Origin of the sequence: Methylobacterium sp. NPDC080182 (assembly GCF_050281105.1) — a bacterium.
Taxonomy (GTDB): Bacteria; Pseudomonadota; Alphaproteobacteria; order Rhizobiales; family Beijerinckiaceae; genus Methylobacterium.
The window spans coordinates 39256-60391 of sequence record NZ_JBNNWO010000001.1; the positions used below are offsets into that span (position 1 = coordinate 39256).

General features: G+C 72.4%; 21 protein-coding genes. 13 read left to right on the plus strand and 8 right to left on the minus strand.

What is annotated here, in order from left to right:
* Positions 1-39: 39 nt before the first annotated feature.
* Both katG and ACQKQD_RS00170 read right to left on the minus strand, forming a co-directional pair.
* Entirely contained in the window at positions 40-2358 is a 2319-nt protein-coding gene (katG, locus tag ACQKQD_RS00165; RefSeq protein WP_427507172.1) for a catalase/peroxidase HPI, read from the minus strand.
* A 408-nt stretch (positions 2359-2766) separates the two neighbouring features.
* Positions 2767-2946, minus strand: coding sequence for a hypothetical protein (locus ACQKQD_RS00170; protein WP_234081819.1), 180 nt, complete (start codon positions 2944-2946; stop codon positions 2767-2769).
* Between the two features lie 223 nt (positions 2947-3169).
* On the opposite strand from ACQKQD_RS00170, the gene ACQKQD_RS00175 reads away from it, so the two are divergent.
* The 4 genes from ACQKQD_RS00175 (at position 3170) to ACQKQD_RS00190 (ending at position 7541) form a co-directional block, all read left to right on the plus strand.
* Entirely contained in the window at positions 3170-3910 is a 741-nt protein-coding gene (locus ACQKQD_RS00175) for a GntR family transcriptional regulator (protein ID WP_100251555.1), read from the plus strand.
* Positions 3911-3996: 86 nt separating this feature from the next.
* Complete coding sequence (locus ACQKQD_RS00180; RefSeq protein ID WP_427507173.1) at positions 3997-5232, plus strand: MFS transporter; 1236 nt, start codon at positions 3997-3999, stop codon at positions 5230-5232.
* A gap of 4 nt (positions 5233-5236) precedes the next feature.
* A complete protein-coding gene (locus ACQKQD_RS00185) occupies positions 5237-6142 on the plus strand; it encodes an amidohydrolase family protein (RefSeq protein ID WP_427507174.1) in 906 nt (301 codons plus the stop codon).
* A 40-nt stretch (positions 6143-6182) separates the two neighbouring features.
* A complete protein-coding gene (locus tag ACQKQD_RS00190) occupies positions 6183-7541 on the plus strand; it encodes an MFS transporter (protein WP_056522792.1) in 1359 nt (452 codons plus the stop codon).
* A 12-nt stretch (positions 7542-7553) separates the two neighbouring features.
* Here ACQKQD_RS00190 and ACQKQD_RS00195 read toward each other — a convergent pair whose 3' ends face one another.
* From ACQKQD_RS00195 to ACQKQD_RS00205, 3 genes are read right to left on the minus strand one after another with little or no spacing between them, the layout of a single operon-like run.
* Positions 7554-8345: an ABC transporter ATP-binding protein gene (locus ACQKQD_RS00195; protein ID WP_056522794.1), complete on the minus strand. Its 792-nt coding sequence runs from the start codon at positions 8343-8345 to the stop codon at positions 7554-7556.
* Complete coding sequence (locus tag ACQKQD_RS00200; protein WP_091977921.1) at positions 8339-9343, minus strand: ABC transporter permease; 1005 nt, start codon at positions 9341-9343, stop codon at positions 8339-8341. Before ACQKQD_RS00200 ends, ACQKQD_RS00195 begins: the two co-directional genes overlap by 7 nt.
* Before the next feature lie 8 nt (positions 9344-9351).
* The gene (locus ACQKQD_RS00205) at positions 9352-10452 is read right to left on the minus strand and encodes an ABC transporter substrate-binding protein (protein WP_427507175.1); all 1101 of its coding nucleotides are present in this window, start codon (positions 10450-10452) and stop codon (positions 9352-9354) included.
* 490 nt (positions 10453-10942) lie between these two features.
* Here ACQKQD_RS00205 and ACQKQD_RS00210 point away from each other — a divergent pair, with 490 nt between their 5' ends.
* The 6 genes from ACQKQD_RS00210 to ACQKQD_RS00235 all read left to right on the plus strand — a co-directional run bounded on the left by ACQKQD_RS00210 (position 10943) and on the right by ACQKQD_RS00235 (position 16621).
* The gene (locus tag ACQKQD_RS00210) at positions 10943-12088 is read left to right on the plus strand and encodes an acyl-CoA dehydrogenase (RefSeq protein ID WP_427507176.1); all 1146 of its coding nucleotides are present in this window, start codon (positions 10943-10945) and stop codon (positions 12086-12088) included.
* 27 nt (positions 12089-12115) lie between these two features.
* Positions 12116-13210, plus strand: coding sequence for an LLM class flavin-dependent oxidoreductase (locus tag ACQKQD_RS00215; RefSeq protein WP_427507177.1), 1095 nt, complete (start codon positions 12116-12118; stop codon positions 13208-13210).
* Positions 13210-14148, plus strand: coding sequence for an ABC transporter substrate-binding protein (locus ACQKQD_RS00220; RefSeq protein WP_427507178.1), 939 nt, complete (start codon positions 13210-13212; stop codon positions 14146-14148). The genes ACQKQD_RS00215 and ACQKQD_RS00220 overlap by 1 nt, the downstream gene beginning before the upstream one ends.
* Before the next feature lie 19 nt (positions 14149-14167).
* On the plus strand, positions 14168-14728 hold the full coding sequence (locus ACQKQD_RS00225; RefSeq protein WP_100251562.1) for a cupin domain-containing protein: 561 nt from the start codon (positions 14168-14170) through the stop codon (positions 14726-14728).
* 19 nt (positions 14729-14747) lie between these two features.
* Positions 14748-16112 (plus strand): LLM class flavin-dependent oxidoreductase, encoded by a 1365-nt coding sequence (locus tag ACQKQD_RS00230; RefSeq protein ID WP_427507179.1) that lies wholly within the window; start codon positions 14748-14750, stop codon positions 16110-16112.
* A gap of 128 nt (positions 16113-16240) precedes the next feature.
* Positions 16241-16621 (plus strand): response regulator, encoded by a 381-nt coding sequence (locus tag ACQKQD_RS00235; RefSeq protein ID WP_427507180.1) that lies wholly within the window; start codon positions 16241-16243, stop codon positions 16619-16621.
* Positions 16622-16636: 15 nt separating this feature from the next.
* Here the strand turns inward: ACQKQD_RS00235 and ACQKQD_RS00240 are convergent, their stop codons facing one another.
* Positions 16637-17497, minus strand: coding sequence for a hypothetical protein (locus ACQKQD_RS00240; RefSeq protein WP_020091038.1), 861 nt, complete (start codon positions 17495-17497; stop codon positions 16637-16639).
* A gap of 57 nt (positions 17498-17554) precedes the next feature.
* Complete coding sequence (locus ACQKQD_RS00245; RefSeq protein ID WP_427507181.1) at positions 17555-17830, minus strand: hypothetical protein; 276 nt, start codon at positions 17828-17830, stop codon at positions 17555-17557.
* A gap of 154 nt (positions 17831-17984) precedes the next feature.
* Between ACQKQD_RS00245 and ppk2 the strand changes: the two genes are divergently transcribed.
* The 3 genes from ppk2 to ACQKQD_RS00260 all read left to right on the plus strand — a co-directional run bounded on the left by ppk2 (position 17985) and on the right by ACQKQD_RS00260 (position 20059).
* Entirely contained in the window at positions 17985-18932 is a 948-nt protein-coding gene (gene ppk2, locus ACQKQD_RS00250; protein ID WP_427507182.1) for a polyphosphate kinase 2, read from the plus strand.
* 78 nt (positions 18933-19010) lie between these two features.
* Complete coding sequence (locus ACQKQD_RS00255; protein ID WP_128083267.1) at positions 19011-19259, plus strand: hypothetical protein; 249 nt, start codon at positions 19011-19013, stop codon at positions 19257-19259.
* A gap of 572 nt (positions 19260-19831) precedes the next feature.
* Positions 19832-20059: a hypothetical protein gene (locus ACQKQD_RS00260; RefSeq protein ID WP_020091033.1), complete on the plus strand. Its 228-nt coding sequence runs from the start codon at positions 19832-19834 to the stop codon at positions 20057-20059.
* 7 nt (positions 20060-20066) lie between these two features.
* On the opposite strand, the gene ACQKQD_RS00265 is transcribed toward ACQKQD_RS00260, so the two are convergent.
* Positions 20067-21035, minus strand: coding sequence for a helix-turn-helix domain-containing protein (locus ACQKQD_RS00265; protein ID WP_026604602.1), 969 nt, complete (start codon positions 21033-21035; stop codon positions 20067-20069).
* Positions 21036-21136: the final 101 nt, after the last annotated feature.

Below are 21136 nucleotides of genomic sequence, written 5' to 3' on the forward strand. Positions count from 1 at the left end.
CGCCCGCGCCGGAGGCGCGGGCGATCCCGATGGCGGGCGTCAGGCCGCCATCGGCCCGTAACGCCGGTGACCCTTCACGTCGAAGCGGTCGAGCATCATGACCTTGTCCCAGGCCTTGACGAAGTCCGCCACGAAGCGCCGCTGGCCGTCGCTGCCCGCGTAGGCGTCGGCGATGGACCGGAGCTGCGCGTTCGAGCCGAAGACGAGGTCGCTGCGGGTCGCCTCGAACTTCGTCTGCCCGCTCGCGCGGTCCTTGAGCGCGAAGGTCATCCCCTCCGCATCCGCCTTCTCCCAGACCAGATCGACGTCGGTCAGGTTGCGGAAGAAGTCGGTCGTCAGCGCCCCGACCCGGTCGGTCAGGACGCCCCGGCTCGACCCGTCGTGGTTGGCGTTGAGCGCGCGCAGGCCGCCGGTCAGGACGGTCCATTCCGGGGCCGTCAGCGTCAGCAGGTTGGCCTTGTCGAGGAACATCTCCTCCGGCGAGACGCTGCGCGTCATCTGCCCGAAGCCGTCGTCGACGTAGTTGCGGAACCCGTCCACCACCGGCTTGAGCCACTCGAACATCTCGAGGTCCGTGAGCGCCTGGGTCGTGTCCACCCGGCCCGGCGTGAACGGGACCGGCGTCTCGACCCCGGCATCGCGGGCCGCCTTCTCCACGGCGACGCAGCCGCCCAGCACGATCAGGTCCGCCAGCGAGATCTTCTTGCCGTCGCTGCGGCCGCCGTTGAAGGTCGCCATCACGCCGCTCAGGGCCTCGACCACGGGCGCGGCCCGCCGGTTGACGGCCCAGTCCTTCTGCGGCGCGAGGGCGAGGCGGCCACCGTTGGCCCCGCCGCGCTTGTCGCTGTCGCGGTAGGTCGAGGCAGCCGAGAAGGCCGTGAAGGCGAGATCCGAGACCGACAGGCCCGTGCCGGAGATCGCCTGTTTCAGCGCGGCGATCTCCGCCTCGCCGACGAGGTCGTAGTCCCGCTCGGGCAGCGGGTCCTGCCACAGGAGCCCGTCCTCGATCACGACCTCCGGGCCGAGGTAGCGGTGCTTCGGACCCATGTCGCGGTGGGTAAGCTTGTACCACGCTTTGGAGAAGGCCTGGGTGAAGGCGTCGAAGTCGTTGAGGAACTTCTCGCAGACCTTGCGGTAGTCGGGATCGACCTTCAGGGCGATGTCGGACGTCATCATCATCAGCGGGTGCATCTGGCCGGAGACGTGGGCGTCCGGCGTCTTCGGCGCGGCGGGATCCTTCGGCGTCCACTGCAGGGCGCCCGCCGGGCTCTTGGTCTGCTCCCACTCGAACTTGAAGAGGTTCTCCAGGTAGGCGTTGTCCCACTTCGTCGGATCCGGGGTCCAGCTGCCCTCGATGCCGTTGGTCATCGTGTCCTTGCCGGAGCCGGTGCCCTTCGGATTGTGCCAGCCCAGCCCCATCGCCTCCATCGGCGCCATCTCGGGCGGCGGCCCGATCTCCTTGGCCGGCACCATGCCGTGGCTCTTGCCGAAGGCGTGGCCGCCCGCGATCAGCGCCACGGTCTCCTCGTCGTTCATCGCCATGCGGGTGAAGGTGATCCGGATGTCGCGCGCGGAGGCCAGCGGATCGCCGCTGGCGTAGGGGCCCTCCGGGTTCACGTAGATCAGCGCCTGGTGCGAGGCGGCCAGCGGGTTCTCGAGGTCGTAGTCTGCGTCGCCGTTCTTGCCCCGCCAGCGCTTGTCGCGGTTGACCATGTCGTCGAAGCTCGAGACCGAGCCCATCTCGACGACCTCCGGTCCCCAGTAGGTCGCGTCGTCCGCCTCCCAGGCGTCGAGGCGGCCGGCGGCGAAGCCGTAGGTCGGCAGGCCCATGATCTCGAGGGCGCAGTTGCCGGTGAGCACCATGAGGTCGGCCCACGACAGGGCGTTGCCGTACTTGTGCTTGATCGGCTGCAGGAGGCGCCGCGACTTGTCGGTGTTGCCGTTGTCCCACCAGCTCGAGATCGGGGCGAAGCGCTGCATGCCGGTGCCGGCGCCGCCGCGCCCGTCGGCGATCCGGTAGGTGCCGGCCGAGTGCCAGGCCATGCGGATCATCTGCGGGCCGTAATTGCCGTAGTCGGACGGCCACCACTCCACCGACGAGGTCAGGAACTGCTTGATGTCGCGCTTGAGCGCGTCGAAGTCGATCTTGGCGAACTCGGCCGCGTAGTCGAAATCCGGGCCCAGGGGATCGGCCGCCAGCCCGTTCTGGTGGAGCACTTCCACCCGCAGGCGGTGGGGATACCAGTTCTCCAGCGTCGGCCGGTTGCCGTGGGCGCCGCCGATCCGGTCGCCGCCGAACGGACACTGGCCTGCCATGTGAAACGACGTCGTGTCCGTCTTGTCGATCGTCTCGCTCATCGGGTGGTCCCCCTTGGTGTTGCACGACGGCCGGGCGCGCGGGGCCCGGACGTCGAAGGCGGTGGGCGGTGCAGGCGGTCCGAACCCTCAGGCGATTCCCGTCGCGCTCGAGACTCGTGACGAAATGAGGCGGTCTCCGGCTGGATCAAGCGCGGGGCGTCGAAGTCTTGCCGGGCTTGCGGTGGAGGCTCCCGCAGAGACCGCGATGACGTTGTCGCGATCTGCCCTGTCGCCGCCGTCGCGGAGAGCCGGCATCGACTCGACGTCGACAACGGCCCGCGCCCGGGCATTGCCCTTCGTCTTGGAGCTGTGGGCCGACCGTCATGATGGTCGTCTCGCGGGGGGAGGTCCTGTCCCCGCGCGGACCGATCGAAACGGCCGGCGCCGGTCGACGTCGGTCGACGTCGGTCAGGGCGTGGATCGCGTCCCGGCCGGCGGGGCGCTGATTGATCCGCTCTCGGAGCCGGTGACGACCTTGCGGGCGGCGGCCTGACTCTGGCTGGCGTAGTCGGGCGGCGCGGTCTCACCCTGCCAGATCATCAGGCCGGCCAGGGCGGCGACCATCAACCCCACACTGACGAGGAGCACGACCAGAACCGGCCTGCCGCGCCGACCCTGACGGGTCTCTCGAGACGTACGATATTCGACCATCCGCGCCTCGCTGGACCATGATACCGGGAAATCCCGGCGGAAACCCGCGGCCCGGCGAATGGGTCCTGTACTGCGACGCTGTGGACCAGGGGATCGGCGCGCGCCGGCACCGCTCCGTCGCCCATTGGCGCCTGCCGGCGATAGTCATACAGTCATACACATGACCGTCGTGACCGCACCCCAGCCCGATCTCCGCTTGCCGCTCTACCAGCGCCTGCGGGACGAGATCGCCTTCCAGATCGCCCGCAACGTCTGGCGGTCGGGCGAACCGATCCCCACGGAGGCGGAACTGGCGGCGACCCACCGCGTCGCCATCGGCACCGTGCGCAAGGCGATCGACGTCCTCGTCGCCGACGGCCTCGTCGAGCGGCAGCAGGGCCGCGGCACCTTCGTGCGGCGGCCGCGCTTCGACCGGTCCCTGTTCCGGTTCTTCCGGCATCTCGGCCCGGACGGCACCCAGGCGGTGCCGGAGGGCCGGATCCTGTCGCGCGAGGCCTGTCCGGCCCCCGCGACCGTCCGCGAGGCCCTCGGCCTGGACGCGCGCGGCGACGCGATCCGGCTGATCCGGACACGCCACCTCCAGGGCCGCCCGATCCTGTCCGAGACGATCTGGCTGCCGGCCGCGCGGTTCGCGCCGCTCCTCGAAGCCCCGCTGACGGAGATCGGCGACCTCCTCTACCCCGCCTACGAGCGTCTCTGCGGCGAGATCGTCGCCCGCGCCGAGGAGACCCTGACCGTCGGCATCGCCGACGCGACCGACGCGGGGCACCTCGCGATCGCCGACGGGGATCCGGTCGTCGTCATCGAGCGCCTCGCCTATGGCTTCGATGCCCGCCCGATCGAGTGGCGGGTGACGCGCGGCGCCGCCCGGGACTTCCGGTATCACGTCGACATACGCTGAAAGGCAGGCGCCTTGACGTGCCGACTCTCGCGTGCTCATCTATTCATATAAATGACTAGTCCTCTTCGGAGGACGGAGGAAAGCCTGTGTTCCGCTGGTACCGAGAGGTCGGTCCGGCCGAGCGTCGCACCTTCTGGGCCTGTCTGGGCGGGTGGTCGCTCGACGCCCTGGACGTGCAGATGTTCAGCCTCGCCATTCCCGCGCTGGTCGCGAGCTTCGGCCTGAGCCGCTCGGATGCCGGCCTGATCGGCGCGGTCACGCTCGTCGCGGCGGCGATCGGCGGCTGGCTCGGCGGCCTCGCGGCGGATCGGATCGGCCGCGTCCGGACCCTCCAGATCACGGTGCTGTGGTTCGCGGTCGCGACCTTCCTGGCGGCCTTCGCGCAGAGCTTCGCCCAGCTGCTGACCCTGAAGGCGCTGCAGGGGATCGGCTTCGGCGCCGAGTGGGCGGCCGGCGCCGCGCTCATGGCGGAGGCGATCCGGCCCGAGCACCGCGGCCGGGCGCTGGGCGCCGTCCAGGGCGGCTGGGCGCTCGGCTGGGGCGCGGCCGTGCTCCTGTCCACGGCGGCGTTCTCGGTGCTGGATCAGGAGACCGCTTGGCGAGCCCTGTTCGCCTGCGGCCTCGCGCCGGCACTCCTCCTGCTCTACCTCCGCCGCTCCGTCCCCGAGCCGGTCCGGTCCGTGGCAGGGCCGGCGCCGTCACGGGCCGGATCGCTCGCGATCTTCGCGCCCGGCCTGCGCCGGATCACGGTGCTCGCGACGCTGCTCGGCCTCGGCGCCCACGGGGGCTTCCACGCCCTGTTCACGTGGCTGCCCACCTACCTGAGCGTCGAGCGCGGCGCCTCGGTCCTCGGGACCGGGCTCTACCTCGCCATCATCATCGCGGCCTTCGGCCTGGGCTGCCTCGTCGCCGGCGGCCTCGTGGACCGGCTCGGCCGCCGCCGGACCGTGGCGCTCTACGCCGCCGGCTGCATGGCCCTGGTCGTCCTGTACCTGCTGCTGCCGGTCGGCGGCACGGGCCTGCTCCTCCTCGGGGCGCCCCTCGGCTTCTGCACGGCCGGCATCCCCGCGAGTCTCGCGGCGCTGTTCAGCGAGCTCTTCCCGGACGGGCTGCGCGGGACCGGGATGGGCTTCTGCTACAACGCCGGCCGCCTCGCCTCCGGCCTGCTGCCCCTCGGCGTCGGCCTGCTCAGCGAGATCTGCGGCCTCGGCCCGGCGATCGGCCTGTCGGCCCTCGGCGCCTACGGGCTCGTCCTCCTCGCCGTCGCGCTCCTGCCGGATCGGCAGCCCGGCGGCGCGCTGATCCCCCAGACCGTGAGATGATCCGATGAACCGGCGCCTCTTCTGCCGCACCCTGCTCGCGGGCAGCGTCACGCTCGCACTCCCCGCCCGCGGCCGCGCGGCCGGGACCGCCAACGACGGCGTCGCTGCGGTGGACACCCACGCCCACGTCTTCACCCGCTCCCTCACCCTCACGGGCGACCGGCGCTACGCCCCCGACTACGACGCGAGCATCGCCGATTACCGCGCCATGCTGGACCGGAACGGCATGGCCCGCGGCGTGCTGATCCAGCCGAGCTTCCTCGGCACCGACAACGGCTACATGGTCTCGGCCCTGCGCTCCGCGCCGGAGCGGCTGCGCGGCATCGCCGTGCTGGCCCCGGAGGCCGAGACCGCGACCCTGCGCGACCTCGCCGGGCAGGGCGTCGTCGGCCTGCGCCTCAACCTGATCGGCCGGCCGGACCCGGATTTCGCCGGCCCGGTCTGGCGCGCCCACCTCGCGCGCGTCGCGGATCTCGGCTGGCAGATCGAGGTCCAGGCCGAGGCGCGGCGCCTCGCGCGGCTGCTGCCGCCGCTGGTCGCGGCGGGCGTCCCCGTGGTGGTCGATCATTTCGGCCGGATCGACCCCGCCCTCGGCATCGCCGATCCGGGCTTCGCCGACCTGCTCGGCTTCGGCCGCGGCGGCCGCGTCTGGGTCAAGCTCTCGGGCGCCTACCGCATCGGCAGCGGCGAGGCCGGCCGGCAGACGGCGGTGCAGGCCGCCGAGCGCCTGCGCGGCGCCTTCGGGGCGCGGCGCCTGCTCTGGGGCAGCGACTGGCCGCACACGCAGTTCGAGACCCAGGCCAGCCCCGCCGAGGCCCGGCGCGATCTCGACGCCTGGGTGCCGGACCCGGCCGAGCGCCGGATCGTCCTGGCCGAGACGCCCGCCGAACTCTTCCGCTTCGACCGCTAGGCCGAGGCGGCCCCGCCCGAATTCCAGCGAGGACAGGACCATGGCAACACCGACCACGCCACACGCGGCGGACGCGGCCGCCTTCGAGAGCCGAACGATGCGGAAGGTCGGCCTGCGCCTGATCCCCTTCCTCGTGCTCTGCTACTTCATCGCCTACGTCGACCGGGTGAATGTCGGCTTCGCGGCGCTGACCATGAACCACGATCTCGGCCTCTCCGCCGCGGCCTTCGGCCTGGGCGGCGGCCTGTTCTTCGTCGCCTACGTCCTGTTCGAGGTGCCGAGCAACCTCGCCATGGAGCGCGTCGGCGCGCGGATCTGGATCGCGCGGATCATGATCACCTGGGGGCTCGTCGGCATCGGCTCGGCCTTCGTCACAGGTCCGCTGAGCTTCGCCACCGCCCGCTTCCTGCTCGGCGCGGCCGAGGCCGGGTTCTTCCCCGGCGTGATCCTGTACCTGACCTACTGGTTCCCCAAGGCCTACCGGGCGCGGATCGTGGCGATGTTCATGGTCGCGATCCCGCTCTCCAGCTTCTTCGGCTCGCCGCTCTCGGCGGCGCTGCTCACCCTCGACGGCGCCGCGTCCCTGCGCGGCTGGCAGTGGCTGCTGATCATGGAGGCGGTCCCGGCCGTCCTGCTCGGCGTCGCCGCCCTCGCGCTGCTGCCGAGCCGGCCGGCCGAGGCGACCTTCCTGAGCCCGGCGGAGCGCGGCTGGCTGACGGACCGGCTGGAGACCGAGCGGCGCGCCGCCGAGGCGAGCGCCGGGCACCACGCTCACGGCCTCGCGGCGGTCTGGGCGGTGCTCGCGAGCCGGCAGGTCTGGCTGCTCGCCGTGATCTACGCGGGCAGCTCGGCCACCAGCAACACGCTGTCGCTGTGGATGCCGCAGATCCTCAAGGGGTTCGGCCTCAGCAACCTGCAGACCGGCCTGCTGAACATGATCCCGTTCGGCATCGCCTCGGTCTTCATGATCGTCTGGGGCCTGCGGGCGGACCGCAGCGGCGAGCGGATCTGGAGCACGGCCCTGCCGCTGGCGCTGACCTCGGTGAGCTTCGCCCTGACGCTCCTGACGGGCTCGCTCTGGATGACGTTGGTCCTGCTCTCGCTGGTCCTGCTCGGCAACTACGCGATCAAGGGCCCGTTCTTCGCCCTCGCCACGGAGACGCTGCCGCCGGCCCAGACGGCCGCCGGCATCGCGGCGATCAACACCCTGGCGCATCTCGGCACCGGGGCGATCACCTCGCTGATCGGCGTGCTGCGCGAGCAGACCGGCAGCTTCCCCGTCGCCCTGCTGCCGCTCTGCGCGCTCACCGGCGTCGGCTGCGCCCTGGTCTTCTGGATCGGCCGGCACCAGCCGCGGGCGGCGACCGTCGGGGCGACCCCGTCGATCGCCCGGGGCTGAGGCGGCGGCCCGTCAGGTCGGCTGGCCGAGGATCCCCAGGATCTCCCGGCGCAGCCGCACGATCTCGGCATCGTCGCGGTGGCGCGGATAGGGCGCCGCGACGGGCAGCTCGGCCCGGATCGCGGCCGGGCGGTCGGAGAGCACGATCACGCGCTCGGCCAGCACCAGCGCCTCCTCGACGTCGTGGGTGACGAGGAGCGCGGTGAAGCGCTTCTCCTGCCAGAGCCGCAGGATCTCGGCCTGCATGGCGAGCCGCGTCAGGGCGTCGAGCTTGCCCAGCGGCTCGTCGAGGAGCAGCAGCCGCGGCGCGTTGACGAGCGCCCGGGCGAGGGCCGCCCGCTGCGCCATGCCGCCGGAGAGCTGGTGCGGGTAGACGTCGGCGAAGCCCGTGAGGCCGACGAGCCCCAGCGCCTGGTCGACGAGGGCCGCCCGCGACCGCCCGACGCCGCGGGCCTCCAGCCCCAGGGCGACGTTGCCGCGCACGGTCCGCCACGGATAGAGCGTCGGGTCCTGGAAGACGAGGAGCCGGGACGGGTCCGGCCCCTCGACGAGGTCGCCGTCGACCCGGATCGCGCCCTGGTCGGGCGGCTCCAGGCCGGCGACGAGCCGCAGCAGGGTGGACTTGCCGCAGCCCGAGGGGCCGAGCAGCGCCACGAAGCCGCCGGGCTCCACGTCGAGGCTCACCCGGTCGAGGACCGGCAGCGGCGCCCCGCGGATCGCGAAGGCGTGGCTGACGGCCTCGACCGCCAGGCGGGCCCCGGCGCTCTGGGCGGCGGGGCGTTCGAGGGTCGCGGCGGCTACCATTGCACCAGCCCCTTCTGCCACGCGAGCAGGCGGTCGCGCAGGCGGAACAGCAGCGTGATCAGGGAGGAGCACATCAGCGCCATCACGATCAGCGCCGCGTACATGTTGGCGTAGGCGGCCCAGCCCTGCGCCCACTGGAGGTACCAGCCGAGGCCAGACTTCACGCCGAGCATCTCGGCGACGACCAGCACCGCGAAGGAGCCGCCGAGCCCCATGAACAGCCCGACGAAGACGTGCGGCAGCGCCGCCGGGATCGCCACGCGCAGGATCAGGAAGCCGCGCGAGGCGCCGAGCGTCCGCGCCACGTCGAAATAGGCCTTGTTGACGCCCGCCACCCCCGACCAGGTCAGCACCGTGACCGGGAAGCCGGTCGCCAGCGCCACCAGGAAGGTGCTGGCCGACCACGAGGACGGGAAGACGAAGAAGGCGAGGGGCAGCCACGCCGTGGCCGGCAGCGGCCCGACGAAGCGCAGCACCGGGTGGGCCCAGTAGCCCACCGCCCGGAAGGTGCCGATGGCGACGCCCAGGACGAAGCCGGTCGCCGCCCCGATGGCGTAGCCGCCGGAGAGCAGGATCAGGGAGTTGAGGATGCTGCCGCCGAGCTTCGGCCAGTCGTCGAGGAAGACCTCCAGGATCGCCTGGGGCGACGGGAAGAACGGCATCGGCAGCAGGGCGAACTTCGCCGTGACCGCCTCCCAGACCAGCAGCGCCACCGCCAGCACCGTGAGCCAGGGGCTCCAGTACCGTAGCCGCGACCCGAGAGGGCCGAGGCGGGTCGCCAGGGGCGCGAGCGTCAGGAGGGCGAGGCCGAGCGCCGCCGCGCCGGACGCGAAGGCCGCGGTCTCGGGCAGGTCGTCCGCCTCGGGCAGGCCGAGGGTCACGCCGGCCAGGGCGAGCCAGGCGCCCCCCGCGAGGACGATCCGCCAGGGCGGCCGCGGCAGCCTTCGGGACGGGGCGGCGGCCCGCGGGGCGACGCCGGCGGTGATGCTTCCGGACATGGCGCGCCTCAGCTCAGCACGTCGGCGTAGATCCGCTCGGCGAACTTCGCCGTGTCGGTGGACCGCCGCAGGACGTTCACCTGCTTCAGCTCGTCCCCGTAGAGCGCGAGCTGCTGCTTGAGATCGCCGCCGACCGGGCTGTCGCCGTGCTGCTGGCTGCGCAGCATCGCGGCGAGATCCGTGATCGAGCCCTTGCCGCCGTAGCCGGAGAAGGCCCGGGCGGCGGCCTCGGGATCCCGGTGGACGGCGTGGCCGCCCTCTAGGATCGCCCGGGTCAGCGCGCGCGCCACCGCGCGGTCGTTCCGGATCAGGCTGCCGCGGGCGGCGACGACGCAGCAGGTGCGGGTGGCGAACTCGCCCGACAGGTTGGTGGCGACCTCGGTGAAGCGCGGGTCCTTCAGCCAGATCCAGGTCCGCGGGTCGGAATCGGCCAGCGCCTGCGCCTCGCCCTTCTCCACCGCGAGATTCAGCAGGTCGGCCGGGTACTGCCGCCACTCCACCCCGCTCTCCGGATCGATCCCCGCCTTGGCGAGCAGCAGGCCGAAGAAGTTCTTGGCCGGGCTCGCCTGATCGCTGATCGCGATGGTCTTGCCCTTCAGCCCGGCGATGTCGGCGATGCCGGAGGACTTGGCGCTGAGCAGCCGCAGGCAGCCGCCGTGCAGCCCCGCGGTGATCTTCACGTCGAAGCCCTGCTCCAGGGGCTTGAGCCAGCGCAGGGCCATGCCGATCCCGGCATCGGCCTTGCCCGTGGCGATCGCCTCCAGCAGGGCCTCGGTCGAGCCGCCGAAATTGACGAACTCCACGTCGAGGCCGTGCCGGGCGAAGATCCCCTGCTCCTTGGCGAGCGGCGCGGCCGCCGTGCAGATGGCCGTGGCGTTCCAGGCCAGCTTGACCGTCCGGAGCGGGCCCGCGGGCGCCTCCGCGGCGGCGGGTCGGCAGAGCGGGCCGGGGTCGAACGGCGCCCTCGGTCCGGGTGCCCAGGCGCGGCCGGTGCCCATGCCGAGGCCGAGCGGCAGGGCGGCGGCCGCGGCGCCGACCTGCAGCAGGCGCCGCCGGGAGGGCGAGGGATCGGAGGAGGGGCTGCCCGGTCGGGAGGGCGCTTCGGTCATCTCGGGTCTCCGGGCCGCGCGACCGCGCGGCGGGAACGGCGCGCGTCACCGCACCGGTGGCGCGACCGGGCGGATCTGGCGTCCTCGTCTTCGGGAATGATCCGTCGAGGGATCAGGGTGCCGAGTATTCGATCGCTGCAGGACCGAGTCAACGAAAGCGTTTCCTCTATTTTCGCGCGATCGGGTAAGATCATTCACGGATCGGCGCCGTCGCACGGCGCTCAGGCGCCCCGGCTCATCGGCGAGAAGCGTCGCTCGTCTGTCTCTCGATGGCGGGATCCCGAACGACGACCGGGAGAACGATCGATTCCTGCCCCCGGGGGGCGGAAACACGTTCTTCTTCACCGTCCGACGACGCGGCAACATCCTCCTTCCGATCCATGAATATTCGGAACGGCATTCCGTTGACGCGACCCGGGTCCGGGCGGACCATCGCGGCTCCCGGGATGGTGCCGCGCGGCCGCCCGCCGATCACGTCGCCGAACACCCCATGACCGTCGCCGTCCCGCCCCCCGACATCGTCAGCAGCCTCGCCGGACGGCTCGCCGCCCGCGCGGCCGACCACGACCGCGCGGGGACCTTCCCGCACGACTCCCTCGCGGCGCTCCGGGAGGCCGGGCTCCTGGCCGTCACCGTGCCGCGGCGTCTCGGCGGTGGCGGCGCGGGTCTCGCGCGGGCCGCCGCTCTGGTACGCGCGCTCGGCGCCGCCGACCCGGCGACCGCCCTGGTCGTGGCGATGCAGTACCTCCTGCACGGGCTGATCCACGGGCCCGACACCCCGTGGCCGCGCGCGCTCGCCGACGCGGTCGGCGCGGCGGCGGTGGCGCGGGGGGCGCTGATCAACGCCCTGCGGGTCGAGCCCGAACTCGGGACGCCCTCGCGGGGCGGCCTGCCGGCCACGGTCGCCCGCCGCGACGGCGCGGGCTGGCGGATCTCCGGGCACAAGATCTACGCGACCGGGGCGCCGGGGCTCGCCTACGGCCTCGTCTTCGTCCGCACCGACGAGGCGGAGCCGCGCACCGGCACCGTCCTGGTGCCGTTCGACGCGCCGGGCATCCGCATCGCCGAGACCTGGGACCATCTCGGCCTGCGCGCCTCCGGCAGCCACGACGTCCACTTCACGGACGTGCCGATCCCCGGGGACCACGCCGTCGACCTGCGGCCGCCGGGCGGCTGGTCGGGGCCCGATCCCTGGCAGCAGGCCTGGAGCTGCACCCTGCTCGCCGCCCTCTACGACGGCGTGGCCCGGGCGGCGCAGGACTGGTTCACCGGCTTCCTGCGGGCGCGCCGGCCCGGCAGCCTCGGGGCGCCGCTGGCGAGCCTGCCGCGCTTCCACGAGGCGGTCGGCGAGAACGAGCGGCTGCTCGCCGTCAACGCGCGCCTCGTCGCCGGGCTCGCCGCCGAGGTCGATGCGGGACATCCCCCGCCGCCGCGCGAGTCCGGCTTCGTGAAGCTCACCGCCACGGAGAACGCCGTCGCGGCGGTCCAGCGCGCAGCGGAGCTGTCCGGCAACGCCGGCCTGTCCCGGGCGAACCCGCTGGAGCGGCACCTGCGCGACGTCCTGTGCGCGCGCATCCACTGGCCGCAAGGGGACGCCGTCCGCGCCGCCGCCGGCAGGGCCGCCCTCGGCGCCTGAATCCGCCCTCGACCCGGAGATCGCACCATGAGCCTGCTTCCCCCCGATGCCGTCGAGTTCATCGGCTTCGTCGCCCCCCGCCACACCTCCGAGATCCACCCGGCGGCGGGGCCGTCCATCGACCGCGACTACCTGAAGCTCCTGGCGCAGGCGCACGAATGGGGCGGGTTCGACCGGGTGCTGGTGGCCTTCCACGCGACCACGCCGGACGCGCTCCTGCTCGCCGGGCAGGTCGCCGCCGTGACCGAGCGGCTGGGACTGATGATCGCCCACCGCACCGGATTCACGGCGCCCACCGTGGCGGCGCGGCAATTCGCGACCCTCGACCAGCTCACCGGCGGCCGGGTCGCGATCCACGTGATCAGCGGCGGCGACGACCGGGAACTCGCCCAGGACGGCGACCACCTCACCAAGGACGCGCGCTACGCCCGCACCCGGGAGTTCCTCGACATCGTCCGGCAGAGCTGGACCGCCGCGGAGCCGTTCGACTACGCGGGCGATCACTACCGGGTGGAGCGCGGCTTCTCCGAGGTGAAGCCGGTCAACGCGATCCCGGTCTATTTCGGCGGCGCCTCGCCGGCGGCGCTGGCGGTGGCCGGCCGCCACGCCGACACCTACGCCCTCTGGGGCGAGACGCACGCGCAGGTCGCCGAGCTGATCGCCCGGGTGCGGGCGGCGGCCGCGGCCCACGGGCGGGCGCCGCGCTTCAGCCTGTCGGTCCGGCCGATCCTCGCCGAGACCGAGGCGCGGGCCTGGGAGCGCGCCGAGGACATCCTGGCCCGGACCCGGGCCGTCCGGGCCGCCAAGGGCCTCGGCCCGGCGGCGACGCCGCAGAACGAGGGCTCCCGGCGGCTCCTCGCGGCCGCGGCCGCGGGGCCGCGCCACGACAAGCGCCTGTTCACCGCCATCGCGGCCGAGACCGGGGCGGCGGGCAACTCGACCGCCCTGGTCGGCACCCCCGAGCAGGTCGCCGACGCCCTGCTCGACTATCACGACCTGGGCGTGCGGACCTTCCTGATCCGCGGCTTCGACCCGCTGGAGGACGCGCTCCAGTACGGCCGGTCGCTGCTGCCCGCCGTCCGCGCCGCCCTCGGGCGCCGCGGCGCCGCCGAGGCCGCCTGATGCGCGCCGTCATCCTCGCCTTGCTGGCGCTCCTGGTGGTCCGGCCGGCGCACGCGCAGGAGGTGCTGCGGGTCGGCGACCAGCGCGGCAACGCCCGCGCGCTGATGGAGGCGGCCGGCGTGCTCGACGGGCTGCCCTACCGGCTCGACTGGAGCGAGTTCCCGGCGGCCGCGCCCCTGCTCGAGGCGCTGAACGCCGGCGCGATCGACGCGGGCGGCGTCGGCGACGCGCCCTTCACCTTCGCGGCGGCCGCCGGGGTGCCGGTGAAGGCGTTCCTGGCCTTCCGCAACCGGCAGGACGGGCTGGCGATCCTGGCGCTCAAGGAATCGCCCCTCCGCACCGTGGCGGACCTGAAGGGCAAGCGCGTCGCGACGAACCGCGGCTCGATCGGCCATCAGGTGGTCCTGGCGGCGCTGGAGGAGGCGGGGCTGCCCGCCGACAGCGTGACCTTCAGCTTCCTGCCGCCGGCCGACGCCAAGATCGCGCTGGCTTCCGGGGCGGTCGACGCCTGGGCGACCTGGGAGCCCTACACCTCCACGGCGGAGCTCGCCGGCCTCGTCCGGGTGATCCGCGACGGCAACGGCATCACCCCGGGCCTGACCTTCGCGGTGGCGAGCGACGACGCGATCCGGATCAAGCGGGCGCTGCTCGCCGATTTCGGCTCGCGCCTCGCCCGCGCCCGGGCCTGGGCCCTGAAGGATCCGGCGCCCTACGCGTCCGTCTGGTCGAAGCTCATCGGCCTGCCGGAGGCGGTGCCGCTGCGCTGGTTCGGCCGCGCCGCCTACCGGGCCGTCCCGATCGACGCGTCCGTGATCGCCGACGAGCAGCGCAACATCGATCTCTACGTCCGCGCCGGGCTGATCCCGAAGGCCCGCGCGCCGCGGGCCGAGGCGATCCTCGACACGAGCGTCTCGCAAACCGCCGCCGCCGTGCAATGATGGCGCGGGAGGACCCGACATGCACGACCACGGCGACGACCACGGCCACAGCCACGATCATGGCCACGCCCACGATCACGCCCATGCTCACGCCCATGCTCACGCCCACGATCACGGGGCGTCCGAGCGCTGGAAGCACGACGGCGTTCGGGTGATCCCCGGCGACCGGCTCGACGCCAACACCGCGCAGACGCCCGGCATGTACCGGCAGGCCGCGATCAACGCCGCCCGGGTCGGCGCCCAGAAGATCTGGGCCGGCACGGTGGCGATCCAGCCCGACGCCAAGACCGGCGTGCACCACCACGGCGAACTGGAGAGCGTGATCTACGTGGTCTCGGGCCGCGCCCGGATGCGCTGGGGCGACAGGCTCGAATACGTCGCCGAGGCCGGGCCGGGCGACTTCATCTTCGTGCCGCCCTTCGTGCCGCACCAGGAGATCAACGCCTCGACCGACGAGCCGCTGCACTGCGTGCTGGTGCGCTCCGACAACGAGGCGGTGGTGGTCAACCTGCCCGACGTCGAGGCCGCCGAGGCGCCCGAGACGGTGTACTGGGTCGACCCGATCCACAAGCATCCGTGAGAGACCGGAGACGGCAGCGATGAGCCGGGACCGCCAGCTGCATCTCGGCGCCTTCATGCGCCCGGTCGGCATCCACACCGCGTGGTGGCGCTATCCGGGCGGCTATCCGGACGCGAACTTCAACTTCGAGCACTTGGCGCACTTCGCCCGGCGGCTGGAGGCCGCGAAGTTCGACGCGTTCTTCATGGCCGACCACCTCGCGGTGATGAACATGCCGGTGGCGGCGCTCCGCCGCTCGGCCACCGTGACGTCGTTCGACCCGCTGACCCTGCTGCCGGCGCTCGCCGTGCTCACCGAGCGGATCGGCCTGATCGCCACCGCGTCGACCACCTACAACGAGCCCTACCACGTCGCCCGCAAGTTCGCCTCGCTCGACCACATCTCGAAGGGGCGGGCCGGCTGGAACCTCGTCACCTCCGGCAACCCGGACGAGGCCCTGAACTTCGGCCGCGACGCGCATCTGGAGCACGCCACCCGCTACGCCCGGGCGCGCGAGTTCTTCGACGTGGTGACCGGCCTGTGGGATTCCTTCGCCGACGACGCCTTCACGATGGATCCGGAGAGCGGCCTGTTCTTCGACCCGGCGAAGATGCGCGTCCTCGACCACCGCGGCGACTTCCTGAAGGTGAAGGGGCCGCTCAACGTCGCCCGGCCGGTGCAGGGCTGGCCGGTGATCGTCCAGGCCGGCGCCTCCGAGGCCGGCAAGCAGATCGCCGCCGAGACCGCCGAGATGGTGTTCGGCGCGGCCTCGACCCTGGAGGCGGCGCGGGCCTTCTACGCCGACGTGAAGGGGCGGATGCCGGCGGCGGGGCGCGACCCGGACCAGCTCAAGATCCTGCCCGGCTGCTTCATCGTCCTGGGCGAGACGGAGGCCGAGGCGCAGGCCAAGAAGGCGCGCCTCGACGACCTCGTCCATCCCGACAGCGGCCTCGCCAACCTCTCGGTCCGCCTCGGCGTCGACGCGACCGGCTTCGACCTCGACGCGCCGCTCCCGGAGCTCCCCGAGAGCAACGCCAGCAAGAGCGGGCAGGCCCAGATCGTCGACTACGCCCGGCGCACCGGCGCGACCGTGCGGGAACTCGCCCGCAAGGTCGGCGGCTACGGCGGCCTGCAGATGGTCGGCACGCCCGCGCAGGTGGCCGACCGGATGGAGGAGTGGCTGGAGACCCGCGCCTGCGACGGCTTCAACGTGATGTTCCCGTTCGTGCCCGAGGGTCTCGACGACGTGGTCGACCGGCTGGTGCCGGAGCTGCAGCGGCGCGGGCTGTTCCGCCGGGACTACGCGGGGACGACGCTGCGCGACCATCTCGGCCTCGCGCGGCCGGCCAACCGCTTCTTCCCGCCCGACGCCCCGCCCGACGCCCCGGCTCGGCCAGGGGGCTGATCGACCCGCCGCGCGGGCCGGCGCGGTCCCGCGCCGTCGGGGTGCGTGGCGGATCATGCGAACGGCGCGAACCTCCGGTCGTGTCGCGCGGTTATTCTCGGATCGTCGCGCGCCGATGGGAGGGGATCGTGCCCGAGGCTGTTCCGCCCCTGTCCGGGTGCCGCGTCCTCGTCGTCGAGGACGAGTATCTCATCGCCAGCGAGGTCAAGCGCTGGTTGCACAGCGCCGGGGCCGAGGTGATCGGCCCGGTCCCGCGCGCGGATCTCGCCCTGGACCTGATCGCCGAGCAGACGCCCCACGCCGCGGTGCTCGACGTGAATCTGGGCGACGGGAACAGCGTCTATCCGGTCGCCGAGCGTCTCGGCGTCCTCGGCGTGCCGTACCTGTTCGCCACCGGCGACGTGCGGGTTACCGGCGCCCCGGCCGAGGCGAGCCGGCCCATCCTGGAGAAGCCCTTCGTGGCGGCGGAGCTGGTCCGGGCCGTGACCAGGCTCGTCGCGGCCGCCTGAGGCCGCCGCGCCGCCTCAGAGAGGGCCCGGCCCGGGATGCGGGCCCATGCGCCGGCGGTCGTGCTCGATGGCGAAGACGTGGGCGTAGAGGTTCGCGACCCAGCCCCGCCCCTCGACCGTGAGGTCGAGGAACCGGATCGCGTCTCCGATCACGGGCTCGATCTTGCCCCAGAAGAACGACGGGTAGCGCTCCGCGAGGTCGGCCGGGCTGTCGTAGCCGAGTTCCGCGTTGACGCCGATCTCGGCGAATTCGTGGAACAGGGCGTTCAATTTGCGCGGGTAGAGCGGGTCGCCGAGCTGACCGATCAGGTCGGCCGCCCGCAGCAGGCCGGCCTCGGTCCCGGTCTCGCGATGGGAATCGTCCTCGGGGACCGGGAAGCGGGTCAGCTCGATCGCCCGGATGACCCGGGACGCGTCGACGAGATCGTGCGTGCCGAAGCGCTCCTGCACGGCCAGCTTCGAGCGCTCCACGTGGTAGGGTGCCAGCGCCGCGTCAGAGGCGCCCCGGGGCAGGCTGACGGTCGTGCCCTGCGCGTCGATGACGAAGGCCTGCAGCCGGTCTCCGGCGCAGACGCCGCGCACGTAGCCGATGTCGTGGTAGAGGGCGGCCAGGATCATGTGCAGCCAGTCCTCGGGCGTGATGCCCTGCTGCAGGAAGCGGCCGCGGAGGATGTCCTGGGCGACCAGGGTGACGAGGGCCGTGTGGTCGCCGTCATGGTAGAGGGCGTCGCTCCCGACGATCCGCTCGATCGTCAGGCGCGCCGCGGCCTCGATGATCTCGGCGTAGCGCGGCTCCCGGCTGCCGAAGGTCCGCTGGTAGGTCAGGGCCAGGTGCTCGCCGAGGGCGTCGGCGAGCATCTTGGTCGCGTCGAACATGGGATCCTCGCCGTCAGCTGCGTCGGGCGGCGCCGCGCCCGGCCGGGTCGATGGAGATCACGCGGATCGCCCCCCGCGATCGACGAGCCGCTCCTCGAGATAGGCCGCCGCGTCCGCGTAGAGTTCGTAGCGGCGCAGCAGCACTGCCCGCTTCTCGGCCTTGGTCGCCGCGTCGAGCTTGGCGCGGGCCCTGTCGGCGCGGGCGCGCAGCTTCCCGGCGAGCTTCTCGAAGGCGGCATCGATGCGCGCGCCGACCTTCTCGCCCTCGGCGCGCGCCGGATCGGGGTCGACCTGCCGGCGCTTCGGCCCGGCCCTCTTCGCTTCTCCAGCCATGACGCATCTCCGGTCGCCCCGATCGGTGGCGGAACCGTATGACGGAACGATCACGGGCGCGACATGGGATCGGCCGCCGCGGGCGCGGCGCTTTCTCAGGCGTGTCACGGAACGCTGCTCTAGGTCGGCCCCGCGACGCGCAGGAGAACCGGCGATGCGGCCCGACGACAGCTCTGCCCCGGATGCCACCTTGAATGCCAATTCGGATGCCACCCTGGAGGCGATCCGGCGTGACCTCGCCGACAGCTACGACGAGGAGCTGGAACTCGGGCTCGAGGAGGATCGCCTCGACCGGCTCGCGGCCGAGCTCGGCGGCGCGCCGCCCGATCATCTCGACCGCAAGGTCTATTTCCGCGCGCTGCTCCGGCTGCAGCACGAGCTGGTCCGGCTCCAGGACTGGGTGCAGGATCGGAAACTGCGCGTGGTCGTGCTGTTCGAGGGCCGCGACTCGGCCGGCAAGGGCGGCGTGATCAAGCGGATCACCCAGCGCCTCAATCCCCGTGTCTGCCGCGTCGCCGCCTTGCCCGCCCCGAGCGAGCGCGAGCGGACGCAATGGTATTTCCAGCGCTACGTCTCCCATCTGCCCGCCGGCGGCGAGATCGTGCTGTTCGACCGCTCCTGGTACAACCGCGCCGGCGTCGAGCGGGTCATGGGCTTCTGCACCGAGGCGGAGGTCGAGGAGTTCTTCCGGTCGGTCCCCTTATTCGAGCGCATGCTGGTGCGCTCCGGCATCGTCCTGGTGAAGTACTGGTTCTCGATCACCGATGCCGAGCAGGAATTCCGCTTCCGGATGCGGATCCACGATCCGCTCAAGCAGTGGAAGCTGTCGCCCATGGACGTCGAGTCGCGGCGCCGCTGGGAGGACTACACCCGGGCCAAGGAGGACATGCTGGCGCGGACCCATATCCCCGAGGCGCCCTGGTGGGTGGTCGAGGCGGTCGACAAGCGACGGGCCCGCCTGAACTGTATCAGCCACCTGCTCGACCAGATCCCCTATGGCAGCGTGGAGCACCCGGCGGTCCACTTGCCCGAGCGCTTGCGGCACGCGGACTACGTGCGCGGCCCGGTCCCCGCCGCGATGATCGTTCCGGCCGCGTTCTGATCGCGGCGCGGAGACGGCGCGGGAGTCGTGATCCTGTCGCGGTGGCGCGGCTATAGCGCCGCCATGGCGAAGCGCCCCATGACTCTCGACCTGTTCACGACCCTGGATATCGTCGATGACGACGTCTCGGCTGTCGTCGACGCCTATCTGGCCGATCCCACGCCCGGTTCGGTGGCGTTCGGGGACGGCTTCCGCATCGATCCCGCGGCCGCGGTGGCCTCGCATCCCTTCGCCCGGACGCTGATCGATCAGCCCTGGGCCGATGCCGGGCTGCGCCGGGCCGCCATCCGCGCCGCCATCCTGCTGGCGGAGCCGGAGCGGGTCTGACCGGATCGGCCGCCTGTCGCGCGACGGTCGCGCGATATTCGTGGGGCTGGCATGCGGCTGTCATCGCGCTGGCATACCGCTGTCATGCGGCCGTCATGGGCGGGATGGCAGGTCGCCGCCACGGCGAACCTCCCGACCCTATGCCGCCACTCCGCCCGCCCGGTCCTGCCGTGGCGGGCTTTTGTATGCCCGCGGCTCGGCCATCGCGACGACGCGCGTCGGATCCTACGCCTAAAACGGTAGGTGTGCCGACCTCCGACCACACGACGCCCGGTTGTAATCTGGGGCGGAGACGGCGCGGATGAACGGCGCGCCTTCACGGTGAACGATCGGTTTACCCAAACCGCACAATTGCGCCGACCGCCCCGATCCGGGCGCGATCGGCGGGCGTTCTACGGGCAGGTCCACCGGAGACGTGCTGACATGCTGATCCTCAACCCGACGACCGGCCAGATGGTCGAAGTGCGCGTGCCCCGGCCGAAGCCGAAGGCCGCCTGAGCGCGCCTGCTCTCCGTCCGCTTCCCCGCACGCCCGCGGCCCAGGCGGCGTGCCCCTCCAGCCCCGCACGACCCATGCTGCCGACCGATCTCGACCGACCCGCCGAACTGACCCTCTGGCCGGGCTACGCGCCGGCCCGGGTGGCCGTGTCGCACAGTTTCCCGACGCTGCGGGCCGCCCTCGCCGCCGCGGTCGCGGCGATCGACGCTGAGGATGCCAATCCCTGGATCATCACCGAGGGCGGCGACATCCTCGCTCCGGGATGGATCCGCGCGAACACCGCGGGCGCCGTCCTGCAGTAGCCGGACGTCAGCCGGCGAGCTGGTCCGCGCCGCGGTTGCGCCACCGGTACTCGCTCGGCGAGATCCCGTAGCTGTCCTTGAAGCGGCGGCTGAAATGGCTCTGGGTGCAGAAGCCGCAGCTGTAGGCCAGCTCTCCGACGGCCAGATGGGCGAAGCCGGGATCGGCGAGACGCTGCGCGGCGGTCTCCAGCCGCCGCCGCCAGATCCAGTCGGCGATGTTGCGGTCCTGCTCACGGAACAGGGCCTGGAGGTGGCGCAGCGACACGCCGACGGCCGCCGCGAGCCGGGCGGGGTCGAGGTTCAGGTCGCCGAGATGGGCCTCGATGTGGGCCAGCGCGCGCTGGAAGATCAGGACGCCCTGGATGTTCTTGGGGGTCTCGTGCGCGAGGCGTTCCGCGATGCTCGCGACGATGAGATCGACGCCGACCGACGCCATGCGGTTCGACATGTCCGGCGTCAGGCGCTCCGCGTTGCGGACCAGTTCCTGGAAAAAGGTCGTGACCATCGACGTGCCGACTTGATCCGCGCCGATCGTGAGGCACGTGAACCGGCGCGTCGAGCCGAGGGCGCGCTCCAGGGCCGCGCGCGGCAGCTCGACGAACAGCGTCTGCGTGTCGACGTCGGAGGCCATCGTCGCCGGCCGACGGTCCATCACGACGATGTCGCCGGGATTCTGGATCGCGGTGCGGTCGTCCTGCGCGCTGAACACGCGGCCCTTGAGCGTGATGGCGACGTTCAGGGTCTCGTACTTGCCGTGCCGGCGGATCGTGTCCGGGGTCGCGACGGTGGTGACGGCGCTCTGCGTCACGCGCGTGATCAGCAGCGGCCCGACCTCCGCGGCCTCCAGCGTGCCGGTGAAAGCGTGCGCCACGGCAGGCGTAAGTTCGACCGGCACGATCCGCTCGAAGATCGTCTCACGCCAGAGGCGGAAACTGTCTTTCGGCTTGAAATCCGCCGTCGAGAACAAAGTCCTCATCGTAAATTCTTGTATTCATGCTTCGCCGCGCGCGCTCGGGAAAACGGTAGCACGCTTTCAGGCAAGCGCAACGGCGCGGACCAACTTATGAGGGTTCTCGA